The sequence below is a fragment of the Rathayibacter sp. AY1C7 genome (genome assembly GCF_002931865.1).
GTDB lineage: Bacteria > Actinomycetota > Actinomycetes > Actinomycetales > Microbacteriaceae > Rathayibacter.
On the sequence record NZ_PSWB01000004.1, the window covers coordinates 83,958 to 105,315 of the forward strand.

Sequence of the window (21,358 nt, forward strand, 5' to 3'; positions counted from 1 at the left end):
CAGAACGAGAGAAAGAGCGGGCAGTGCACGACCCTCGCCCGCAGTCCTCCCTCCGCCCCGAGCACCCCGTGCCGCGGAGCCTCTCGCAGCTCGTGGCCGAGTTCTCCCTCGGCCCGGTCCGCGGCCTCGAGGGCGTCGAGGTGAGCGGAGTCACGCTGGACTCGAACCAGGTCGAGTCCGGGGACCTCTACGTCGGTGTCGCAGGACGCCGTGCCCATGGCGCGGCCTTCGCGTCGGCCGCCGCGGCGTCCGGAGCCGTCGCCGTGCTGACCGACCCGGCCGGAGCGGAGCTCGCCGCCGACAGCGGCCTGCCCGTGCTGGTGACCCCCGACCCGCGGGCCGCCCTCGGCGACGTCGCCGCGTGGATCCACCGCACCCGCGAGGACGTCCCGACGCTCTTCGGCGTGACGGGGACCAACGGCAAGACGAGCGTCGTCTACATCCTCGACGCGCTGCTGCGCCGGCTCGGAGTCGTCTCCGGCCTCAGCTCCACCGCCGAGCGCCGGATCGGCGACGTCGCCGTGGTCAGCTCGCTGACCACTCCCGAGGCGAGCGAGCTGCACGGCCTGCTCGCGCGGATGCGCGAGTCCGCCGTCCGCGCGGTCTCCATCGAGGTGTCGGCGCAGGCGCTCACGCGGCACCGGATCGACGGCCTCGTCTTCGACGTCGTCGGCTTCACGAACCTCAGCCACGACCACCTCGACGACTACTCCGATCTGCGCGAGTACTTCGAGGCCAAGGCCGACCTCTTCGAGCCGGAGCGCGCACGCCGCGGCGTCGTCACGGTCGACAGCGCCTGGGGGCGCGAGCTCGCCGAGCGCAGCCGCATCCCCGTCGCGACGCTCGCCGGCTCTCCGGTCGTCGGAGTCGCCCCGACGACGCCCGCCGACTGGTCGATGACGGTGCTGGACGCGACGCCCGACAGCACCACCTTCCGCCTGGAGGGGCCCGAGAACCGCTCCGTCGTCGTCACCGTCTCGCTGATCGGCTGGTACATGGCGTCCAACGCCGCGCTGGCGATCGTGATGCTGGTGGAGTCGGGCTTCGACCTGGACGCCGTCGCGCACGCGCTCGAGGACAGTCGTCTCGACGTCTACATCCCGGGCCGCGCGGAGCTCGTCTCGGGGGAGCGCGGACCGCGCGTCTACGTCGACTACGGCCACACCCCCGACGCGTTCCAGAACGCGCTCGAGGCGCTGCGGACCATCACGCCCGGCCGCCTGTTCATGGTGTTCGGGGCGGACGGGGACCGCGACACGACCAAGCGGAGCGACATGGGCGCCATCGCCGCCCGCCTCGCCGACGTCGTGGTCGTCACCGACTTCCACCCGCGCTGGGAGGATCCGGCCGCCATCCGCGCCGCGCTCCTCCAGGGCGCCCGGGCCGCCGTGCCCGACCGGGAGATCCACGAGATCGCCGACCCGCGCGCCGCCGTGCGCGCCGCCGTCGCCCTCGCGCGCGAAGGGGACTCGATCCTCTACGCCGGGCCCGGCCACGAGGACCACCAGGAGATCGCAGGAGTGCACATGCCGTATTCGGCCAGAGACGACGTCCGTCACGCGCTGCGCGAGGCGGGCTGGCTGTAGATGATCGCCCTCACCCTCACCGAGATCGCCGAGGCCGTCTCCGGACGCCTCCACCTGGCCGGCTCGTCCGCCACGGCCGCCACCGTGATCGACGGAGCGACCGAGACCGACTCCCGCGAGATCGCGCCCGGCGGGATCTTCGTCGCCAAGCGCGGCGAGCACACCGACGGCCACCTCTTCGCTCCCGCCGCTCTCGAGCGCGGTGCCGCGCTCCTCATCGTGGAGCGCCCGCTCGACCTCGACGTGCCGCAGGTCCTCGTCGACGACTCCGTCGAGGCGCTCGGAGCGCTGGCGACCGAGGTCGTCCGGCGCGTCCGCGCGAAGGGCGGGCTCACCGTCATCGGCGTCACCGGCTCGAACGGCAAGACGACGACCAAGAACCTCCTCCGCACCGTCCTCGAGCGGGTCGGAGAGACGGTCGCTCCGCGCGGATCCTTCAACAACGAGGTCGGCGCGCCGATCACGATGCTCCAGGTGTCCGAGTCGACGCGCTTCCTCGTCGCCGAGATGGGCGCGAGCGCGGTCGGCGAGATCCGCCGCCTCGTCCGGATGGCCAGGCCCGACGTCGGCGTCGTCCTCGCCGTGGGCCTCGCGCACGCCGGCGAGTTCGGCGGGATCGAGCGCACGCTCGAGGCCAAGACAGAGATGGTCGCCGACCTCACCGCCGACGACGTCGCCGTGCTGAACGCCGACGACGGCCGGGTCGCCTCGATGGCGGGCCGCACCGCCGCCCGGGTCCTCTGGTTCGGCCGCGGCGAGAGCGCGGACGTCCGCGCCGTCGATATCGACGCGACCGCCGACGGCACCCGCTTCGCCATCGAGGTCTCGGCGGGGGAGGGCCGCGAGGCCGCTCGCGCCGAGCTCCTGCTGCGCGTCCTCGGCGAGCACCACGTGATGAACGCCCTCGCGGCGACCGCCGCCGCGCTCTCTGTCGGAGTGGCGCTGCCCGCGATCGTCGAGGCTCTCGCGACCGTCACCCTCGCCGAGCGCGGCCGCATGGAGGTCCTGGGCGGCGAGGACGTCCGCATCATCAACGACGCGTACAACGCGAGTCCCGACTCCACCGCGGCCGCCCTGCGCACCCTCGCTCAGATCGCGAAGCCCGGGGGGCGCACCGTCGCCGTCCTGGGAGAGATGAGCGAGCTCGGCGAGTGGGCCGACGAGGAGCACGAGCGCGTGGGCTTGCTGGCCGTGCGCCTCAATATCTCCCAGATCGTGGTGGTGGGCCGAGGCGCCCGCCGGATCCACGTCGCGGCCGAGCGCGAGGGGTCGTGGAGCGGCGAGTCCGTCTTCGCGGAGACCTCCGACGAGGCGTTCGACCTCCTCGAGGACTACCTGCGACCCGGCGACACCGTGCTGGTCAAGTCGTCCAACTCCGCGGGGCTGCGCTTCCTCGCCGACCGTCTCGGGGAGCGTCACCGATGAGGGCACTCCTCCTGTCCGGCGCGTTCTCGGGAGCCTTCACGCTCCTGATGACGCCCCTGTTCATCCGCCTCTTCCACCGCCTGCAGTGGGGCCAGTTCATCCGCGAGGACGGACCGAAGTCGCACCACGTCAAGCACGGGACGGCGACGATGGGCGGCATCGTCATCATCATCGGCACCGTGGTCGGCTACTTCCTCGGGATGCTGTTCGGCAACCGGGCGATCGCGCCGTCGGCCCTGCTGGTGCTCTTCATGATGGTCGGGCTCGGACTCGTCGGCTTCGTCGACGACTTCCTGAAGACCCGCAACCAGCGCAGCCTCGGCCTCGGCGGCTGGGCGAAGATCGCCGGCCAGGTCATCGTCGCCGCGGCCTTCGCGGTGATCGCGATCATGGTCCGCGACTCCAACGGGCTCACCCCCGCGTCCACCTCGATCTCGTTCATCCGCGACCTGCCGTTCGACTTCGCCTCCCTCGGCTGGATCGGCATCGGCCTGTTCGTGCTGTGGATCTGCATCATCGTCACCAGCACGTCGAACGGCGTGAACGTCGCCGACGGGCTCGACGGACTCGCGACCGGGTCCTCGATCCTCGCGATCGGCTCCTACGTCATCATCGGGTTCTGGCAGTCGAACCAGTGGTGCTTCGACCAGCACCTCAACCCCGAGGTCGTCGACAAGTGCTACCAGGTGAGCGACCCGTTCGACCTGGCCATCATCGCGGCGGCCGTCTCCGGTGCCCTGGTGGGCTTCCTCTGGTGGAACACCTCGCCGGCGCAGATCTTCATGGGCGACACCGGCTCGCTCGGCCTCGGCGGCGCGCTCGCGGCCCTGGCGATCCTCACCCGCACCGAGCTGCTGGTCATCCTCATCGGCGGCCTGTTCGTCATCGTGACCGGCTCGGTCATCCTCCAGCGGATCTACTTCAAGCTGACCCGGGGCAAGCGCATCTTCCTGATGAGCCCGCTCCACCACCACTTCGAGCTCAAGGGCTGGGCCGAGATCACCGTCGTGGTCCGGTTCTGGATCATCGCCGGCATCTTCGTCGCCGCCGGAGTCGGGCTCTTCTACCTGGAATGGCTGTCGCTGGCATGACCGATCCCGCCCGTCCCGACTCCCTCCGCAGCTGGCACTCGGACTGGCGCGGCCTGCGCGTCGCCGTGCTGGGCCTGGGCGTCACCGGGTTCTCGGTGGCCGACACCCTGACCGAGCTCGGCTCCGAGGTGCTGGTCCTCGCCGACCGCGCCGACGAGGAGCGCGAGCGCCTGCTCGAGGTGATCGGCGCCCGCCTGCACCGGGCCGACCGCCTCGACTCCGCTCCGGAGGAGCTGCACGCGTTCGCACCGGAGCTGGTCGTGGTGTCGCCCGGCTTCCGGCCGACGCACCCGATCCTCGTGTGGGCGGCGGAGTCCGGGATCCCCGTGTGGGGCGACGTCGAGCTCGCCTGGCGCGTCCGCGACAAGGTCGTGCGCGCCGACGGCACTCCGGCGGAATGGGTGGCCGTCACCGGCACCAACGGGAAGACCACGACCGTCCAGCTCACGGCGACGATGCTCGTGGCCGGCGGCCTCCGCGCCGCCCCCTGCGGCAACATCGGCGTGCCCGTGCTCGACGCGGTCCGCGACCCGCAGGGCTTCGACGTCCTCGTCGTGGAGCTCTCGAGCTACCAGCTGCACTACCTGGGCGCGATCGAGCCGATCGCGAGCGCGTGCCTCAACATCGCCGACGACCACCTCGACTGGCACGGTTCGTTCGACGCCTACCGCGCGGCCAAGGGCAAGGTCTACGCCGGCACCCGCGTCGCCTGCGTGTACAACCGCGCCGACGCGGCGACCGAGCAGATGGTGCTCGACGCCGAGGTGGTGGAGGGCGCCCGGGCGATCGGGTTCGGCCTCGGCGTGCCCGGCCCGAGCGACTTCGGGATCGTCGACGGCATCCTCTGCGACCGCGCCTTCCTCGAGGACCGCCGCACCAGTGCCCTCGAGATCACCACCGTGGACGAGCTCGCCGCACGGAACCTCGCCGCTCCGCACATCGTCCAGAACGTGCTCGCCGCGGCAGCGCTCTCCCGAGCGTGCGGGATCGAGGTCACGGCCGTCCGCACCGCGCTGGCGTCCTTCGAGCTCGACGCCCACCGCATCCAGGTCGTCGCCGAGCACGACGGGGTGACCTGGGTGAACGACTCCAAGGCCACGAACCCGCACGCCGCCGACGCCTCGCTGCGCGCGTACCCGTCGGTCGTCTGGGTCGTCGGCGGCCTGCTCAAGGGCGTCGACGTGGACGCCCTCGTGGCCGCGCACGTCGGCCGCCTGCGGGGCGCCGTGGTGATCGGCGCCGACCGCTCGGCGCTGCTCGCGGCATTCCGACGACACGCGCCCGCCCTCCCCGTGAGCGAGGCGGTGCCGGACGACACTGGTGCGGTGATGCAGGCGGCCGTCGAGGCGGCCGCGACGCTCGCCCGCTCGGGGGACGTCGTCCTGCTCGCACCCGCCGCGGCCTCGATGGACCAGTTCCTCGACTACGCGGCTCGGGGCCGCTCCTTCGCGGCCGCCGTGGCGACACACCTGGGAGGGGGAGCCGATGACCGCTCCGACGACGAGCCGCCCCGCGGGCCGCTCGCGCACTGAGCCGCGCGGGAAGGACCGGAGCGGGGCCCGCTCCGCGCGGATCGTCCTCTCGAAGGTCTTCGCCTCCCACTCGCCGAACTTCTACCTCCTCTTCGGAACCACGCTCTTCCTGGTGCTGTTCGGACTGACGATGGTGCTCTCCTCCTCGTCGGTCACCTCCTACGTGTCGAGCGACGACTCCTTCGGGGGCTTCCTGCGCCAGGGCGGGTTCGCCCTCCTCGGGATCCCGATGATGCTGGTGGTCTCGCGGCTGCCCCTCGGCGTGTGGAAGCGCGTGACGCCGATCCTGCTCATCGCCGGCTGCGTCCTCCAGTGCCTCGTGCTCTTCACGCCGCTCGGCGACTCCGTCGGCGGGAACCGCAACTGGATCCGACTCGGCGCCTTCAGCATGCAGCCCTCCGAGATCATCAAGCTCGCGCTCGCCCTCTGGCTGGGGCTCCTGCTCGCCCGCCGCTACCGGTCGCCGAAGGACTGGAAGGACGCGCTCATCCCCGTCCTGATCGTCGGCGGCGCAGCGATCGGACTGGTCCTCATCGGAGGCGACCTGGGCACGGTCGTGATCATGGCGGGCATCGTCCTCGCCGCGCTCTTCTACGCGAACGTCCAGATGAAGGTCCTCGTGCCGATCGTGGTGGTCGGCGCGATCGGAGCGGTGCTGTTCGCCGTCTCCAGCGACAACCGCCTCACCCGGATCATGTCCTTCCTCGGCGACTGCTCCAACGTCGAGGAGTACCAGAACTCGTGCTGGCAGCCGGTGCACGGCACCTGGGCGATGGCCTCCGGCGGGATCTTCGGCGTGGGCCTCGGCAACTCCAAGGCCAAGTGGTCCTGGCTGCCCGCCGCGGACAACGACTACATCTTCGCCATCATCGGCGAAGAGCTCGGGCTGATCGGAGCGATCGTCGTCCTGGCGCTGTTCGTGGTCCTCGCGGTCGCCTTCTTCCGCGTCATCCACGCGTCCTCCGATCCGTTCGTGCGGATCAGCACCGGCGCGATCATGGTCTGGCTGATCGGCCAGGCGTTCGTCAACATCGGCGTGGTCCTGGGGGTGCTCCCGGTGCTGGGGGTCCCGCTGCCGCTGATCTCCTCCGGAGGCACAGCCCTGCTCAGCTCGCTCCTCGCCATCGGCGTCGTCCTCTCCTTCGCCCGCACCCAGACCGCGCCCCTGCCCGGCGCTGGCGTGCTGCGCCGCAGGAAGGCGGCGGCGGAGTGACCCGCTACCTGCTCGCCGGCGGCGGCACCGCCGGCCACGTCACTCCGCTGCTCGCGACGGCCGACGAGATCCGCAGGCGGAACCCGCGCGACGAGGTGCTCGTGCTCGGCACCGCCGAGGGGCTCGAGGCGCGCCTCGTCCCCCTCCGCGGCTACGAGCTCTCGGTGATCCCGCGGCTGCCGTTCCCGCGCCGCCCGAACGCGGCGGCGCTGCGGTTCCCCGGAGCCTTCCGCGCGACCATCGCCGGCATCGTCCGGACGATCCGCGACCGGCGGATCGACGCGGTGGTCGGCTTCGGAGGGTACGCGGCAGCACCCGCCTACCTGGCGGCCCGCCGCGCCGGCGTCCCCTTCACCGTCCACGAGGCCAACGCGCGCCCCGGGCTCGCCAACCGCCTCGGCGCGCGCGCGACCCGCTCGGTCGGCGTGGCCTTCGAGGGCACGCCCCTGCCGCACGCGCGGGTGGTCGGCATGCCGCTGCGCCGCGAGATCGCCGAGCTCGACCGGGCCGCGCGCCGCGACGAGGCGATGGCGGCGCTGGGCCTCGACCCGTCCCGGCAGACCCTCCTGGTCACCGGCGGCTCCCTCGGCGCTCGACGGATCAACGCGACGGTGCACGCCGCCGCCCGGGATCTCGTCGCCACCGGCTTCCAGGTCCTCCACATCACGGGCGACCGCGCCGAGATCACGGACCCGGGGGTGGTCGGCTACCACCTCCTCGCCTACTGCGACCGGATGGACCTCGCGCTGTCCGCCGCGGACGTGGCCGTCTCCCGCGCGGGGGCAGCGACGGTCAGCGAGCTGACAGCCCTCGGCCTGCCTGCGGTCTACGTCCCGTACCCGGTCGGCAACGGCGAGCAGCGCTACAACGCGCGCGGCGTCGTCGACGCCGGGGGAGCGGTCCTCGTCGAGGACGCCGCCTTCCTCCCCGGCTGGGTCCAGCGGGAGCTCGTACCGCTCCTGGGCGACACCGCCCGTCGCGACGAGATGGCGCGCCGGGCCGCCCGCGTGGGAGTCCGCGACGGCTCCGGGCGGCTCGTCGACCTGATCGAGTCGACCCTCTCCGCTCCGCGCTGAGCCCGCTCCGCGCGGCTCGGGAGAGCACTCCCGCCCACCGTCTACACTGATCCGGCGCACCGCGGGAGGCCCCTCCCGCCCGCCGCGACCCACCCGAAAGCGAGAGCCCCGTGATCAAGCCCGACCTCGGCATCACCGTCCCCGACGAGCTCGGCTCGGTCCACTTCATCGGCATCGGCGGCTCCGGGATGAGCGGGATCGCCCGGCTGTTCCACCACGCCGGGCACCGCGTCACCGGGTCGGACGTCCGCGAGTCCCACCCCATCGAGCAGCTGCGGGAGCTCGGCGTCCCGGTCGCCATCGGCCACGACGCGGCGAACCTCGGGGACGCCGAGGCGGTCGTCGTCACCTCCGCCCTGTGGCCCGACAATCCGGAGTACCTGCTCGCGAAGGAGCGCGGCCTGCCCGTGCTGCACCGCTCGCAGGCCCTCGCCTGGCTGGTGCGCGGCAAGCGCCTGGTCGCGGTCGCCGGAGCGCACGGCAAGACCACGTCGACCGGGATGATCGTCACCGGCCTCCTCGGCGTCGACGCCGACCCCAGCTTCGTCAACGGCGGCATCATCGAGAGCCTCGGCACCTCCTCCGCCGCCGGCTGCGGCGAGGTCTTCGTCGTCGAGGCCGACGAGTCGGACGGCAGCTTCCTCCTCTACGACACCGCGGTCGCCCTCATCACGAACGTCGACCCGGACCACCTCGACCACTACGGATCGCTGGAGGCGTTCGAGGAGGCCTTCGTCACCTTCGCCTCCTCCGCGAGCGAGCTCGTCGTCATCTCCTCCGACGACCCCGGCGCCGTCCGCGTCACCGAGCGGCTGGTCGGCGGACGGGTGCTGACCTTCGGCGAGGCCGAGGGGGCGGACGTCCGCGTCGTCGACCTCGACCTCGTCGGCCCCGTCGGCTTCTCGGTCGAGTACGAGGGCAGGCGCTACTCGGCCCGCCTCCGCATCCCCGGCCGGCACAACGCGATCAACGCGGCCGGCGCGTTCGCAGTGCTGGTGGGCCTGGGCTTCGATCCGGCCGCCTCGCTCGAGGCCGTGTCGGCGTTCGGAGGCACGGAGCGCCGCTTCGAGCTGCACGGAGCGGTCCGCGGAGTCAGCGTCTACGACGACTACGCCCACCACCCCACCGAGGTGGCCGCCGCCCTTTCCGCCGCGCGCACCGTGGTCGGCGAGGGCCGCATCATCGCCGTGCACCAGCCGCACCTCTACAGCCGCACCCGCCTCTTCGCCCGCGAGTTCGCCGAGACGCTCGAGCGCTACGCCGACGAGACGATCGTCCTCGACGTCTACGGGGCGCGCGAGGATCCGGAGCCCGGAGTGACCGGAGCGCTGGTCAGCGAGAAGTTCGCCGACCCGTCGCACGTCTCGTTCGTCCCGGACTGGGCGGAGGCGGCCCGCCTCGCGGCCGGCATCGCGCGCGAGGGCGACTTCGTCATCACCCTCGGCTGCGGCGACGTCTACCGGATCATCCCGCAGGTGCTCGAGTCGCTCGGCGCGAGCGAGGCCGCGCCGGTCGCACGATGACCGCGGTCCTCGCGCCCGAAGCGGGGGAGCGGCCGTGAAGCGGCCCGACGGCGGACGCCCTCCGGCGCCCGGTCGGAGCGGCCCCACGCGCGGCGGCGAGCCGGAGCCGGACACCGAGCCGATCCGGATCGTCTCCGCGATCCGCGTGGACCCGGAGCCGGCCGAGCGCACTCCGTCGCGCGCGGGCGCGGTCCGCCGCACCCTCTCGGGCCTGCGTCTGCCCGGTGCCGAGAACCGGGCCGTCTCCCGGGCCGCCCGCGAGCGGAGGCGCTACGAGCGGGGGGAGGTCCGCCGCTTCACGAAGCGCGCGCGTCGGCGCCGCCTGATCGCCCTGGTCGTGGCAGGGTCGCTCGTCGCCCTCGCCCTGATCGTCGGAGTCGCGGCCTTCTCGCCGCTCATGGCCGTGCGCACGATCGAGATCGCGGGCACCCAGCGCGTCGACGCCGCCGCCCTGCAGAGCGAGCTCGACGACCAGCTCGGCGTCCCGCTCACCCTGGTGGACCGGGACGAGGTCGGCCGCGTGCTGGGCGCGTCCCCGCTCATCCAGAGCTACTCGGTGCAGACCCGGCCGCCGAGCACCCTCGTGGTGTCGATCGTCGAGCGCACGCCCCTCGGCGTGATCGCGGCGGGGGGCCGCTTCGAGCTCGTGGACGCGGCCGGAGTCGTCATCGAGACGGCGGACTCGGCGCAGCCCGGCTACCCGGTCCTCACCACCGCGTCCGGCGACGCCTCGGGAGCCGGCTTCCGCGCGACCGCGCGGGTGCTGCGCTCCCTGCCCGCGTCGCTCGCTCCGCAGGTGACGGCCGCCACGGCCACGACCGGCGACGACGTCTCGCTCACCCTGCAGAACGGCACGGAAGTCGTCTGGGGCGGGTCGGACGAGTCGGCGCTCAAGGCCGTCGTGCTCGAGAAGCTGATGGCCGCGACCGACCCCGCCGTCGTCGGCACCTACGACGTGTCCTCGCCCCAGGCCGCCGTCGTGGCGCCCCGGCCCTGACCGGCGGCGGATCCGCGGGTTCTTTCGAGCGTTGCGGGCGTGTCTGCTGGGAGCGCGACCGGACTCCGCCTACCGTCGGAGCCGAACCCCAAATGCATACTCAGCATAACTTTAAGCCTCAACTACAGGTTTAAGGTTCAGCCCGGAGGCCGGAGACGTGACTTCAAACCAGAACTACCTCGCCGTGATCAAGGTCGTCGGCATCGGCGGTGGCGGCGTCAACGCCGTCAACCGCATGATCGAGCTCGGCCTGCGCGGTGTCGAATTCATCGCGATCAACACGGACGCCCAGGCGCTCCTGCTCAGCGACGCCGACGTCAAGCTCGACGTGGGCCGCGAGCTGACCCGCGGACTCGGCGCCGGCGCCGACCCCGAGGTCGGCCGCCGCGCCGCCGAGGACCACGCCGAGGAGATCGAGGAGGTCCTCGCGGGGGCCGACATGGTCTTCGTCACCGCGGGCGAGGGCGGCGGTACCGGCACCGGCGGCGCGCCCGTCGTCGCGCGGATCGCCAAGTCGATCGGCGCCCTCACCATCGGCGTCGTGACCAAGCCCTTCGGGTTCGAGGGACGCCGTCGGCAGACGCAGGCCGAGGCCGGCGTCGCGACGCTGAAGAACGAGGTCGACACGCTCATCGTCGTCCCGAACGACCGCCTGCTCGAGATCAGCGACCGCGGCATCTCGATGCTCGAGGCCTTCGCGACCGCCGACCAGGTGCTCCTCGCCGGCGTCCAGGGCATCACCGACCTGATCACCACCCCCGGCCTGATCAACCTCGACTTCGCCGACGTGAAGTCGGTCATGCAGGGCGCGGGCTCGGCGCTGATGGGCATCGGCTCGTCGCGCGGCGCCGATCGCGCGATCAAGGCGGCCGAGCTGGCCGTCGCCTCACCGCTGCTCGAGGCCAGCATCGACGGCGCGCACGGCGTGCTCCTCTCGATCCAGGGCGGCTCGAACCTCGGCATCTTCGAGATCAACGACGCGGCGCGCCTCGTCCAGGAGGCGGTGCACGCCGAGGCGAACATCATCTTCGGTGCCGTGATCGACGACACGCTCGGCGACGAGGTGCGCGTCACCGTCATCGCCGCGGGGTTCGACGGCGGAGAGCCGGGCGGAACCGCTCAGGCCGCGATCGCCCAGCCGCGCCAGCAGCAGAGCTCGGCGAGCGAGTCGGCCGCCGAGCCCGTCCCGGCTCCCGCAGCCGCCCCTGCGGCCGGCTCGATCTGGTCGAGCACCCCCGTCGCCGCCCCGGCCCCTGTCGCCGACCCGTCCTTCGACGACGACGACAGCGACCTGGACATCCCCGACTTCCTCAAGTAGTCGTGCCGGATCCGGAGCTGGCCGCGCGCTGGGCCGAGGTCTCCGAGCGGGTCGCCGACGCGACCCGCTCGGCCGGTCGCGAGGCGTCCTCGATCACGACCATCGTGGTGACCAAGTTCCACCCCGTGTCGCTGCTCCGCGACCTCCTCGAGCTGGGCGTCGTCGACTTCGGCGAGAACCGGCACCAGGAGGCGCAGGAGAAGTCGGCCGAGCTGGCGGGGACCGCTGCGCGCTGGCACTTCATCGGGCAGCTCCAGAGTAAGAAGGCGCGCCAGGTGCGCCGCTACGCCGACGCGGTCCACTCCGTCGACCGGCTCGCGCTCGTTCCGCTGCTGGAGGCGGGGGAGGAGCCGCTCGACGTGTTCCTGCAGGTCAACCTCACCGAGGATCCCGACCGCGGGGGAGCGTCGCCCGCCGACGTCGAGCCCCTCGCCGAGGCTCTCGCCCGGGCGCCCGGCCTCACGCTGCGCGGCGTGATGGCGGTCGCTCCGCTGGACGAGGAGCCCCGTCCGGCTTTCGCCCGGCTCCGGTCGATCTCCGACCGCGTGCGCGCCGTGGAGCCCTCCGCCACGGCGATCTCGGCGGGCATGTCGAACGACTTCGCCGAGGCGATCGCGGAGGGTGCGACACACCTGCGAATCGGATCGGCAATCACCGGAGAACGCCCCGCCCGCACCTAACCTCGTGGTGACCCACCTGTGGGAGCACACACGACACGGAGGACACCCCATGGCCAACCCGCTGAAGAAGACGATGGTCTACCTCGGACTCGCCGACGAAGAGGTCGAGTACGAGCGCGCAGAGCCCGTCGAGGCGGCCCCGGCGACGGCCCACCGCGCACCGGTCTCCCCGGTGCAGCCCGTCCCTCCCGTCGAGCCGGTGCAGCAGCCCCGCGCGACGGTCACCCCGCTCCGCAAGCCCACCCCCCAGACCCCGAAGGCGACGGCACCCGCCGAGATGAACGAGATCCTCACCGTCCACCCGAAGCAGTACCGCGACGCGCAGGTCATCGCGGAGAACTTCCGCGACGGCATCCCCGTGATCATCAACCTCTCGCAGATGAGCGATGCGGACGCCCGCCGCCTCATCGACTTCGCGAGCGGACTCTCGCAGGGCCTCTACGGCCGCATCGAGCGCGTGACGAGCAAGGTCTTCCTGCTCTCGCCGTCGCACATCACCGTCGCCGGCGACTCCGCCTCCGCCGAGAGCGACGCCGACGCGTCGTTCTTCGCGAAGTCCTGATCCCGGGGAGCCCTGGCCCCCGGTGACCTCCGTCGTCTCGCTCCTCGGGAGCGTCCTGTACTTCGTGCTGCTGCTCTACTTCTTCGCGATGTGGGCGCGGTTCGTGCTCGACCTCGTCCGCGTGATCCGACGCGACTGGCGCCCCCGCGGTGCCGGCCTCGTCGCCGCGGAGGGCGTCTACACCGTCACGGACCCGCCGATCGGCTTCTTCCGACGCCTGATCAAGCCGGTCTCGATCGGTCCGATCGCGCTCGATTTCGGCTGGAGCCTCACCATGCTCTGCGTCATCGTGGGCATGTACATCGCCACGTGGCTCCAGCGCGCCTGACCGTCCCTGTATCGTTGGCACGTCCGGACGTTCCCCGCGGTGTCAGCACTGCGCCGTGCGCCTGAAGTTGCTAGCTTTAGTCGCGCGTTGTTAAACGTGTACCTACTTGAAATCGAAGGTGGAAAGCCATGGCGCTCACTCCCGAAGACGTTGTCAACAAGCGGTTCCAGCCGACCAAGTTCCGTGAGGGATACGACCAGGACGAGGTCGACGACTTCCTCGACGAGGTCGTCGTGGAGCTCCGCCGCCTGAACCAGGAGAACGAGGAGCTTCGTCAGCGCCTCTCCTCCGGCGACAGCCGCCCCTCGGACGCCCGAGTCTCCGACGCCCCGCGCGAGAGCACTCCTGCTCCCGCCCCGGTGGTCGACGAGGCACCCGAGCCGGAGCCGCAGCCCGAGCCCGAGCCCGAGCCCACCCCGGCTCCCGCACCGGTCGTCGCTCCCGTCAGCTCCTCGCAGTCGGCTCCGGTCGACGAGGCCGAGAGCTCCAGCGGACTCCTGCAGCTCGCCCGCCGCCTCCACGAGGAGCACGTGCGCGAGGGTGCCGAGAAGCGCGACGCTCTCGTCGCCGAGGGCCGTGCCACGGCCGCCCGCATCGTCGCCGAGGCCGAGGCCAAGCAGCGCCAGCAGGTCGCGAAGCTCGAGGAGGAGCGCGCGACGGTCGAGCACCGCATCGACGAGCTCCGCACCTTCGAGCGCGAGTACCGCCAGAAGCTGAAGAGCTACATCGAGGGCCAGCTCCGCGACCTCGACACCCAGCCGGCGTCGACGGAGTCCTCGCTGTCGGGCTTTGGGGCGTAGTCCCGCCGCAGCGGACGTCAGGCCGAGGGTGCTCGTCACCCTCGGCCTCGTCGCGCTCGCGGTCTTCGCGATCGATCAGACCGCGAAGTTCCTGGTCACGACGAACCTGACCCTGGGCGAGGACGTCCACGTCCTCGGCGACGTCCTGATCCTGCACTACGTGAAGAACCCGGGTGCCGCCTTCTCCCTCGCGAGCGGGTCGACCTGGATCTTCTCGATCATCGCGGCGTGCGTCGTCGTCGCCGTGATCTGGTTCTCGCGCCGGATCCGCTCCACCGCGTGGGGCGTCTTCTTCGGCCTGCTGCTCGGCGGCACCCTCGGCAACCTCTTCGACCGGCTGTTCCGAGAGCCCTCCTTCGGGCTCGGACACGTCGTCGACTTCCTCTTCACGCCGTGGCTGCTCCCGGCGATCTACAACGTCGCCGACATCGCGATCTGCACGGCGATGGCGCTGTTCGTCCTCCTGAGCGTGCGGGGCGTCGGCCTCGACGGCACCCGCGAGCGCGCGGGCCGCGACGAGCAGGAGCAGGTCGTCTCCGAGGACGGCGCTCTCGCCGCCCCCGGAGCGGGCGCCCCCGCAGCGGCCTCCTCCGTCGAGGAGGCGGCCCGCGACGCCGACCGCCCCGGCGGACGCTGATGGCGCAGTCCCGAGAGCTGCCGGTCCCGGACGGGCTCGACGGCCTCCGCGTTGACGCGGCCGTCGCGAAGCTGCTCGGCTTCTCGCGCACCTTCGCGGCCGAGGTCGCCGAGGCGGGCGGAGTGAGCGCCGACGGACGGGTCCTCGACAAGAGCGACCGCGTGCACGCCGGCACCTGGCTGAGCGTCGAGTGGAGCCCGCGCGAGGAGCCGCGGATCGTGCCGATGGCGGTCCCCGGCCTCGGCATCGTGCACGACGACGACGACATCGTGGTGATCGACAAGCCCGTCGGAGTGGCCGCGCACCCCGCCGTGGGCTGGGAGGGACCGACGGTGCTCGGCGCCCTCGCCGCCGCGGGCTTCACCGTGTCGACCTCCGGTGCGGCCGAGCGCGCGGGCATCGTGCACCGGCTCGACGCCGGCACGAGCGGCCTCATGGTCGTCGCGAAGTCCGAGCGCGCCTACACGCACCTCAAGCGCGCGTTCCACGACCGCACGGTCGAGAAGGTCTACCACGCGGTCGTGCAGGGCCACCCCGACCCGCTCGCCGGGACGATCGACGCCCCGCTCGGCCGCCACCCGTCCTCGGACTGGAAGTTCGCGGTCCGCGCCGACGGCAAGCCCTCGGTGACCCACTACGAGACGATCGAGGCCTTCCCGTTCGCCTCCCTCCTCGAGATCCACCTCGAGACCGGCCGCACCCACCAGATCCGCGTGCACATGGCCGCCCAGCGCCACCCGTGCGTCGGCGACGCGATGTACGGCGCCGATCCGACCCTCTCGAAGCGGCTCGGCCTCACCCGCCAGTGGCTCGACGCGGTCCGGCTCGGCTTCACCCACCCGGGCTCGGGGGAGTGGGTGCAGTTCGAGGCGTCGTACCCCGACGACCTGGTGCACGCCCTCGAGGTGCTGCGCGGGGAGTGATCCGCGCTCTCCCGGCCGGACCCGCGTCCGGCGCGGTTAGACTTCTTCCCGCCGTGTCCACGGGCCCTCCCGGGTCGCCGGCCATCCCTCCCCTGCCCGCAGTCCGCCGGAGGCGCATCCTTGCCGAGTAACGATTCCTTCGTCCACCTCCACGTGCACAGCGAGTACTCGATGCTCGACGGTGCAGCGCGAGTGAAGCCGCTGATCGACGCGGCGGTCGAGGAGGGCATGCCGGCCATCGCCGTGACCGACCACGGGAACGTGTTCGGCGCCTTCGACTTCTGGCGCACCGCGACGGCGGCGGGGATCAAGCCGATCATCGGCACCGAGGCCTACCTCACCCCGGGGACGCACCGCTCCGACAAGACCCGCATCCGCTGGGGCGACGGCGGAGGGGACGACGTGTCCGGCTCCGGCGCGTACACCCACATGACGCTGCTCAGCTCGACCACGACGGGCATGCACAACCTCTTCCGCCTCTCCTCGCGCGCGTCGATCGAGGGCTACTACTTCAAGCCGCGCATGGACCGCGAGATCCTCTCGCAGTACTCCGAGGGCCTGATCGGCACCACGGGCTGCCCGAGCGGCGAGGTCCAGACGCGCCTGCGCCTCGGCCAGTACAAGGAGGCCCGCCAGGCGGCCGCCGACTACCGCGACATCTTCGGCAAGGAGAACTTCTTCGCCGAGATCATGGATCACGGCCTCGACATCGAGCGGCGGGTGATCGGCGACGTCATCCGGCTCGCGAAGGACCTCGACCTCCCTTTGGTCGCCACCAACGACCTGCACTACACGCACGCGCACGACGCGACCTCGCACGCGGCGCTGCTCTGCGTGCAGTCCGGAACCACCCTCGACGACCCCAAGCGCTTCAAGTTCGACGCGGACGAGTTCTACCTCAAGTCGCCGCGCGAGATGCGCCAGGTCTTCCGCGACCACCCCGAGGCCTGCGACAACACGCTCCTCATCGCGGAGCGCTGCGACGTCCAGTTCGACACCTCGGCGAACTACATGCCCCGCTTCCCGGTGCCGGAGGGCGAGACGGAGGACACCTGGTTCGTGAAGGAGGTCGAGGCCGGACTGCGCGAGCGCTACCCGGACGGCATCTCCCAGGAGGTGCGCGACCGGGCGGACTACGAGACCCGCGTCATCCTGCAGATGGGCTTCCCCGGCTACTTCCTCGTCGTCGCCGACTTCATCAACTGGTCCAAGCGCAACGGGATCCGCGTCGGTCCCGGCCGCGGCTCCGGTGCCGGCTCGATGGCGGCCTACGCGATGAAGATCACCGACCTCGATCCGCTGCGCCACGGCCTGATCTTCGAGCGCTTCCTCAACCCCGACCGCGTCTCCATGCCCGACTTCGACGTCGACTTCGACGACCGTCGCCGCGGCGAGGTCATCCGCTACGTCACCGAGAAGTACGGCGACGAGCGCGTCGCGCAGATCGTCACCTACGGCACCATCAAGGCGAAGCAGGCTCTCAAGGACGCCTCGCGCGTCCTCGGCTTCCCGTTCGGGATGGGCGAGAAGCTGACGAAGGCCATGCCGCCCGCGATCATGGGCAAGGACATCCCGCTCAGCGGCATCAACGACCCCGCCCACGCGCGCTACAAGGAAGCGCTCGACGTGCGCAACGTCATCGCCGAGGACCCGCAGGCCAAGCTGGTCTTCGACACCGCGCTCGGACTCGAGAACCTCAAGCGCCAGTGGGGCGTGCACGCGGCCGGCGTCATCATGTCCAGCGATCCGCTGCTGGACATCATCCCGATCATGAAGCGGGAGCAGGACGGCCAGATCGTCACGCAGTTCGACTACCCCGCGTGCGAGTCGCTCGGGCTGATCAAGATGGACTTCCTGGGGCTGCGGAACCTCACGATCATCGACGACGCCCTCGACAACATCCGCGCCAACCGCGGACAGGACCTCGTGCTCGAGGACCTCGAGCTCGACGACCAGGCCGCCTACGACCTCCTCGCCCGCGGCGACACGCTCGGCGTGTTCCAGCTCGACGGCGGCCCGATGCGCGGCCTTCTCCGACTGATGAAGCCCGACAACTTCGAGGACATCTCCGCGGTCCTCGCGCTCTACCGGCCGGGCCCGATGGGCGCCGACTCCCACACCAACTACGCGCTGCGGAAGAACGGCGTGCAGGAGATCACCCCTATCCATCCGGAGCTCGAGGAGCCGCTCTCGGAGGTGCTCGGAGGGACCTACGGCCTGATCGTGTACCAGGAGCAGGTCATGTCGATCGCGCAGAAGCTCGCGGGCTTCACGCTCGCACAGGCCGACCTGCTGCGGCGCGCGATGGGCAAGAAGAAGAAGTCCGAGCTGGACAAGCAGTTCGAGGGCTTCTCGGGCGGCATGATCGCCAACGGCTACTCGATGGAGGCCGTCAAGACCCTCTGGGACATCCTGCTGCCCTTCTCCGACTACGCCTTCAACAAGGCGCACTCGGCGGCGTACGGCGTCGTCTCCTACTGGACGGCGTACCTCAAGGCGCACTACCCCGCGGAGTACATGGCCGCGCTGCTCACCAGCGTCGGCGACTCCAAGGACAAGATGGCCGCCTACCTCAACGAGTGCCGGCGGATGGGGATCAAGGTGCTCCCGCCGGACGTCAACGAGTCGATCGGCTTCTTCACCGCAGTCGGCACCGACATCCGCTTCGGCCTCGGCGCCGTCCGCAACGTCGGCATGAACGTCGTCGAGGGCATCCGGGCCGCGCGCGAGGAGAAGGGCCGCTTCGAGACGTTCCACGACTTCCTCCGCAAGGTGCCGCTGCAGGTGACCAACAAGCGCACCATCGAGTCGCTGATCAAGGCCGGCGCCTTCGACTCGCTCGGCTCGACGCGCCGCGCCCTGGTCGAGGTGCACGAGGACGCCGTCGAGGCGGCGGTGGGGGAGAAGCGCAACGAGGCGAACGGCCAGGTCGGCTTCGACTTCGACAGCCTCTGGGACGAGCCGCAGGCCGCGATCCAGGTGCCCGAGCGGCCCGAATGGGCCAAGCGCGACAAGCTCGCCTTCGAGCGCGACATGCTCGGGCTCTACGTGTCCGACCATCCGCTCGCCGGACTCGAGACCGAGCTCGCCAAGCACTACAGCACCACGATCGCCGACCTGCTGATCTCGGAGACGATCGCCGACGGCGAGACCGTGGTCGTCGCGGGCCTCGTCACGAGCGTCCAGCACCGCATGGCCAAGGCCTCCGGCAACCAGTACGGGATGATCCAGGTCGAGGACTTCGGCGGCGAGATCACCTGCATGTTCATGGGGAAGGCGTACCAGGAGTTCGCCCCGGCGCTCACGAACGACTCCATCGTCGTCGTCAGAGGCCGCGTCAGCATGCGCGACGACGGGATGAACCTGCACGCGTTCAGCCTGTTCGCCCCCGAGATGAGCCAGGACGGCGACTCGGGACCGCTCACCGTCTCGATGCCCGAGTCGCGCGCGACCACCGACACGGTCTCGCAGCTCAGCGACGTGCTCATCCGCCACTCCGGCCAGACCGAGGTGCGGCTGAAGCTCATCAAGGGCGACACGGCCCGCGTGTTCGAGGTGCCGTTCCCCGTGCGCATCACCCCGGACCTCTTCGGCGAGCTGAAGAGCCTGCTGGGGCCGAACTGTCTGTATTGAATTCCGAGCCGGTCCCTGCCCGGCTCGGCGCGGTCAGCTGGGGAGGGTGGCCGGGTTCGTGAGAGCGTCATGCGTCCAGCTACGACGATCCGCTGGCACGCGGATCGCCGGTTCGCGGTGCCTGTGGCGAGCCGGTCCCCGACCGGCTCGGCGCGGTCGGCTGGGGAGGGTGGCCGGGTTCGTGAGAGCGTCATGCGTCCAGCTACGACGATCCGCTGGCACGCGGATCGCCGGTTCGCGGTGTCTGTGGCGAGCCGGTCCCCGACCGGCTCGGCGCGGTCGGCTGGGGAGGGTGGCCGGGTCGGTGAGAGCGTCGTGCGTACGGCTACGACGATCCGCTGACACGCGGATCGCCGGTTCGCGGTGTCTGTGGCGAGCCGGTCCCTGCCCGGCTCGGCGCGGTCGGCTGGGCAGGGTGGCCGGGTTCTCAAGAGCGTCGTGCGTACGGCTACGGCGATCCACTCGAACGAGGATCGCCGGTTCGCCTCGGAGGGTCGGGCGAGAGGGTGGCGGATCGGAGGGCGAGCCTGCGGCCGCCGGTGTCCTCCTGGTGGTCGAGTAGCCGCGCGGCGGCGTATCGAGACCGGGCGAGCGCCCGTAGATGCTGGTCGAGTAGCCGCGGAGCGGCGGATCGAGACCGGGCGAGGGTCGGGCGGGACGGGGTCCGGGCGGGGGAGCGCGCGGCGAGGGAGCGGGGGAGGGCGGCGCGTAGACTGGGGCGGCCATGATCCAGACTCTCGACCTCCGCGGCCGTCGTCCCTCCTCCGCCGAGCTCCTCGCCCTCGTGCCCCGCAATCCGGGCACGTCCGCCTCCGTCGGGCCCGTCGTCGCCGAGCTGATCGCCGACGTCCGAGAACGCGGCGCGGAGGCGCTCCTCGACCAGGCGGAGCGGCTGGACGGCGTGCGCCCCCCGCACCTCCGCGTGCCCGCCGAGCAGATCGCCGAGGCGCTCGACCGCCTCGATCCGGCCATCCGCAGCGCACTCGAGGAGGCGATCGCGCGCGTCCGCCGCGCCAGCGCCGCACAGATCCCCCCGCCCCGCACCACCGAGCTCGACGACGGCGCCACGGTCACCCAGCGCTGGCAGCCCGTCGCCCGCGCCGGGCTGTACGTCCCCGGCGGCAAGGCGGTCTACCCGTCGAGCGTCGTCATGAACGCCGTGCCCGCGCAGGCCGCCGGAGTCGCCTCCATCGCCCTGGTCTCGCCGCCGCAGAAGGCGTTCGGCGGCTCCGTCCACCCCACGATCCTCGCGGCGGCCGCTCTGCTCGGCATCGACGAGGTCTACGCGGTCGGGGGCGCCGGAGCCGTCGCCGCACTGGCCTACGGCGTCGACTCGATCGGGCTGAATCCCGTCAGCATCATCACCGGGCCGGGCAACGTCTGGGTCACCACCGCGAAGCGCCAGGTGCTCGGCCAGGTCGGCATCGACTCCGAGGCGGGCCCGACCGAGATCCTCGTGATCGCCGACGACTCCGCCGACCCGCGCCTTGTCGCCGCCGACCTGGTCAGCCAGGCCGAGCACGACGAGGCCGCCTCCGCGGTCCTGGTCACCGACAGCGCCGAGCTCGCCGCCGCCGTCGAGCGCGAGGTCGCCGCCCAGGCCGCTGCCACCCACCACGCGGAGCGCGTGGCCATCGCACTAGACGGCCCGCAGTCCGCGCTCGTGATCGTCGACGACCTCGAGCTCGCCTGCGCGTTCAGCGACGCCTACGGCCCCGAGCACCTCGAGCTGCACACGGCCGACCCCGTCGCGACGGCCAAGCGGATCCACGACGCCGGCGCGATCTTCCTCGGTCCGACCACCCCGGTGAGCCTGGGCGACTACCTCGCCGGCTCCAACCACGTGCTCCCGACGCTGGGGCAGGCGCGCTTCTCCTCCGGGCTCGGCGCCTACACCTTCCTCCGGCCGCAGCAGCTGATCTCGTACGACCGCGGTGCGCTCGAGCGCGTCGCCCCGCACATCCGCGCTCTCAGCGACGCCGAGGCGCTGCCCGCCCACGGCGACGCCGTCGACGCCCGCTTCGCCTGAGACCG

At 71.7% G+C, this 21,358-nt stretch carries 17 protein-coding genes; all 17 read left to right on the forward strand.

Annotated features, from left to right (window positions below):
* The first annotated feature begins 23 nt into the window (after positions 1 to 23).
* The 17 genes from C5C69_RS03335 (at position 24) to hisD (ending at position 21,353) form a co-directional block, all read left to right on the forward strand.
* Positions 24 to 1,586, forward strand: a complete 1,563-nt coding sequence (locus C5C69_RS03335) for a Mur ligase family protein (RefSeq protein ID WP_104238697.1) — start codon at positions 24 to 26, stop codon at positions 1,584 to 1,586.
* Positions 1,587 to 3,011, forward strand: a complete 1,425-nt coding sequence (gene murF, locus C5C69_RS03340) for a UDP-N-acetylmuramoyl-tripeptide--D-alanyl-D-alanine ligase (RefSeq protein WP_104247145.1) — start codon at positions 1,587 to 1,589, stop codon at positions 3,009 to 3,011.
* Complete coding sequence (gene mraY / locus C5C69_RS03345) at positions 3,008 to 4,102, forward strand: phospho-N-acetylmuramoyl-pentapeptide-transferase (protein ID WP_104222591.1); 1,095 nt, start codon at positions 3,008 to 3,010, stop codon at positions 4,100 to 4,102. The genes murF and mraY overlap by 4 nt, the downstream gene beginning before the upstream one ends.
* Positions 4,099 to 5,634 (forward strand): UDP-N-acetylmuramoyl-L-alanine--D-glutamate ligase, encoded by a 1,536-nt coding sequence (gene murD / locus C5C69_RS03350; protein WP_104222592.1) that lies wholly within the window; start codon positions 4,099 to 4,101, stop codon positions 5,632 to 5,634. The genes mraY and murD overlap by 4 nt, the downstream gene beginning before the upstream one ends.
* Positions 5,588 to 6,847, forward strand: a complete 1,260-nt coding sequence (gene ftsW, locus C5C69_RS03355; RefSeq protein WP_104222593.1) for a putative lipid II flippase FtsW — start codon at positions 5,588 to 5,590, stop codon at positions 6,845 to 6,847. Before murD ends, ftsW begins: the two co-directional genes overlap by 47 nt.
* On the forward strand, positions 6,844 to 7,923 hold the full coding sequence (gene murG, locus C5C69_RS03360) for an undecaprenyldiphospho-muramoylpentapeptide beta-N-acetylglucosaminyltransferase (protein ID WP_104257318.1): 1,080 nt from the start codon (positions 6,844 to 6,846) through the stop codon (positions 7,921 to 7,923). The genes ftsW and murG overlap by 4 nt, the downstream gene beginning before the upstream one ends.
* 110 nt (positions 7,924 to 8,033) lie before the next feature.
* Positions 8,034 to 9,446 carry a UDP-N-acetylmuramate--L-alanine ligase gene (murC, locus tag C5C69_RS03365; protein ID WP_104257319.1) on the forward strand — a complete coding sequence of 471 codons (1,413 nt, stop codon included), beginning with the start codon at positions 8,034 to 8,036 and terminating at the stop codon, positions 9,444 to 9,446.
* Between the two features lie 34 nt (positions 9,447 to 9,480).
* Positions 9,481 to 10,443, forward strand: coding sequence for a cell division protein FtsQ/DivIB (locus tag C5C69_RS03370; RefSeq protein WP_104257320.1), 963 nt, complete (start codon positions 9,481 to 9,483; stop codon positions 10,441 to 10,443).
* A gap of 157 nt (positions 10,444 to 10,600) precedes the next feature.
* The gene (gene ftsZ, locus C5C69_RS03375) at positions 10,601 to 11,761 is read left to right on the forward strand and encodes a cell division protein FtsZ (protein ID WP_104222597.1); all 1,161 of its coding nucleotides are present in this window, start codon (positions 10,601 to 10,603) and stop codon (positions 11,759 to 11,761) included.
* Positions 11,762 to 11,763: 2 nt separating this feature from the next.
* Positions 11,764 to 12,441 carry a YggS family pyridoxal phosphate-dependent enzyme gene (locus C5C69_RS03380; RefSeq protein WP_104257321.1) on the forward strand — a complete coding sequence of 226 codons (678 nt, stop codon included), beginning with the start codon at positions 11,764 to 11,766 and terminating at the stop codon, positions 12,439 to 12,441.
* 49 nt (positions 12,442 to 12,490) lie between these two features.
* Entirely contained in the window at positions 12,491 to 13,003 is a 513-nt protein-coding gene (locus C5C69_RS03385) for a cell division protein SepF (RefSeq protein ID WP_104222599.1), read from the forward strand.
* Between the two features lie 22 nt (positions 13,004 to 13,025).
* Positions 13,026 to 13,331 (forward strand): YggT family protein, encoded by a 306-nt coding sequence (locus tag C5C69_RS03390; protein ID WP_258059242.1) that lies wholly within the window; start codon positions 13,026 to 13,028, stop codon positions 13,329 to 13,331.
* Between the two features lie 128 nt (positions 13,332 to 13,459).
* Positions 13,460 to 14,131, forward strand: a complete 672-nt coding sequence (locus C5C69_RS03395) for a DivIVA domain-containing protein (RefSeq protein ID WP_104233343.1) — start codon at positions 13,460 to 13,462, stop codon at positions 14,129 to 14,131.
* A gap of 28 nt (positions 14,132 to 14,159) precedes the next feature.
* A complete protein-coding gene (lspA, locus tag C5C69_RS03400) occupies positions 14,160 to 14,768 on the forward strand; it encodes a signal peptidase II (protein ID WP_104233342.1) in 609 nt (202 codons plus the stop codon).
* A complete protein-coding gene (locus C5C69_RS03405) occupies positions 14,768 to 15,691 on the forward strand; it encodes an RluA family pseudouridine synthase (RefSeq protein ID WP_104233341.1) in 924 nt (307 codons plus the stop codon). Before lspA ends, C5C69_RS03405 begins: the two co-directional genes overlap by 1 nt.
* A gap of 171 nt (positions 15,692 to 15,862) precedes the next feature.
* Complete coding sequence (gene dnaE / locus C5C69_RS03410) at positions 15,863 to 19,324, forward strand: DNA polymerase III subunit alpha (RefSeq protein WP_244229655.1); 3,462 nt, start codon at positions 15,863 to 15,865, stop codon at positions 19,322 to 19,324.
* A 724-nt stretch (positions 19,325 to 20,048) separates the two neighbouring features.
* Positions 20,049 to 21,353, forward strand: a complete 1,305-nt coding sequence (hisD, locus tag C5C69_RS03415) for a histidinol dehydrogenase (protein ID WP_104233340.1) — start codon at positions 20,049 to 20,051, stop codon at positions 21,351 to 21,353.
* Positions 21,354 to 21,358 lie beyond the last annotated feature (5 nt).

What these genes read in the sequence shown, in the direction of transcription:
- murD (WP_104222592.1), top strand. Translation starts at nt 4,099, where the DNA reads ATGACCGATCCCGCCCGTCCCGACTCCCTCCGCAGCTGGCACTCGGAC.
- C5C69_RS03385 (WP_104222599.1), top strand. Translation starts at nt 12,491, where the DNA reads ATGGCCAACCCGCTGAAGAAGACGATGGTCTACCTCGGACTCGCCGAC.
- C5C69_RS03395 (WP_104233343.1), top strand. Translation starts at nt 13,460, where the DNA reads ATGGCGCTCACTCCCGAAGACGTTGTCAACAAGCGGTTCCAGCCGACC.
- dnaE (WP_244229655.1), top strand. Translation starts at nt 15,863, where the DNA reads ATGCTCGACGGTGCAGCGCGAGTGAAGCCGCTGATCGACGCGGCGGTC.
- murF (WP_104247145.1), top strand. Translation starts at nt 1,587, where the DNA reads ATGATCGCCCTCACCCTCACCGAGATCGCCGAGGCCGTCTCCGGACGC.
- C5C69_RS03405 (WP_104233341.1), top strand. Translation starts at nt 14,768, where the DNA reads ATGGCGCAGTCCCGAGAGCTGCCGGTCCCGGACGGGCTCGACGGCCTC.
- mraY (WP_104222591.1), top strand. Translation starts at nt 3,008, where the DNA reads ATGAGGGCACTCCTCCTGTCCGGCGCGTTCTCGGGAGCCTTCACGCTC.
- ftsW (WP_104222593.1), top strand. Translation starts at nt 5,588, where the DNA reads ATGACCGCTCCGACGACGAGCCGCCCCGCGGGCCGCTCGCGCACTGAG.
- hisD (WP_104233340.1), top strand. Translation starts at nt 20,049, where the DNA reads ATGATCCAGACTCTCGACCTCCGCGGCCGTCGTCCCTCCTCCGCCGAG.